Consider the following 1,355-nt stretch of genomic DNA (forward strand, 5'->3'; position numbering starts at 1 on the left):
TAGTGATGTTATGGACGCCCCTCCCTGAAGTAGCCAGTGCCATACTCTATTGACTGCAATTAATTCAGGAGTGATATCACATGAACACAATCAGAGTTGTTGGTATCGACATTGCCAAATCTGTTTTTCAGGTATGCGTCTGGATGGTTGATGGTTCAATTGCATATAACAAGAAGATCTCCCGTTCAAAATTGCTGGATTGCGTTCGACACTTCGAGCCCGGAACGCTTATCGCGATGGAGGCATGCTCTACTTCGCACTTCTGGGGCAGAACCTTCAGAACGATGGGATACAACGTCAGACTGATACCTGCCCAGCACGTTAAAGCCTTTGTCAGAAGCCAGAAAAACGATGCTAATGATGCGCTGGCGATTTGTGAAACAGCACTCCGCCCTGGCATCCACTTTGTTCCGGTCAAAACTGCTGAGCAGCAGGATATCAAAGCGCTGCGAAATACCCGTCAGCTCATGGTTGAGCAAAGAACGGCGCTGGCTAACCAGCTTCGTTCTCTGCTCGCTGAATATGGTCTCATTATCCCTGTCGGGATACAGTGCCTCCAGCAGCACCTGCCTGAACTGATGGAAGACGCGTCGAATGAGTTAACGTTCACTGTCCGCCGTTTACTTTCTACATTGCGGGAAGACATGCAGGCGCTGAATGAACGCGTCACCGGACTGGATAAGGAAATTGCTGCATTGTCTTCACAACAAGCTGCCTATCGCCAGTTGTTAACTATTCCGGGAGTCGGCCCGCTCATCGCGGCAGCGTTTATCAGTGAAGTGGATGCAGGGCAATTTTCCAACGGCAGAGAGTTATCCGCCTGGTGTGGCCTGGTTCCCCGGCAGCACAGTTCGGGAGGCAAGCAACGATTATCCTCCGTGACAAAAAATGGCAATCGTAGTCTCAGAACATTAATCATCCATGGAGCACGGTCTGTAATGCGCTGTATGAAAAAGCGCGATGACAGTCTGGGCCTTTGGCTGCAAAGGCTTGAAGCTCGTCGAGGGTTCCTGAAAACCACGGTTGCACTGGCGAATAAACTGACGAGAATTATCTGGCGTGTGCTGACAGATGGGGTTGATTTTAATATGCAGAAGGCCGTTGCGATGAATTAGCTAAAAACAGCAATTTACAGAAACTTATTTAACTGAGTTTGCAGGCACTGATGAGAAAACGGCTACCGTCCCTGTAACAGCCTGAAGTTGACCTGGGTAATCATATACCGGTGTAGTGATAAGGAAACAGGGCTCGGATAACATCATGGCGCGGGTAAATTAACCCACTAACGACGCCGGATATATGGTCGCAAACCGTATCGAACCAGTACTTGTAACACCCGGGGCGTCCATATATGG

The 1,355-nt window shown here is 49.3% G+C and carries 1 protein-coding gene; it reads left to right on the forward strand.

The features are described 5' to 3' along the window. The first annotated feature begins 80 nt into the window (after positions 1-80). The gene (locus HGO41_RS25710; RefSeq protein ID WP_013576221.1) at positions 81-1,115 is read left to right on the forward strand and encodes an IS110 family RNA-guided transposase; all 1,035 of its coding nucleotides are present in this window, start codon (positions 81-83) and stop codon (positions 1,113-1,115) included. Positions 1,116-1,355: the final 240 nt, after the last annotated feature.

Origin of the sequence: Rahnella sp. CG8, assembly GCF_023701875.1 — a bacterium.
Taxonomy (GTDB): domain Bacteria; phylum Pseudomonadota; class Gammaproteobacteria; order Enterobacterales; family Enterobacteriaceae; genus Rahnella; species Rahnella aceris.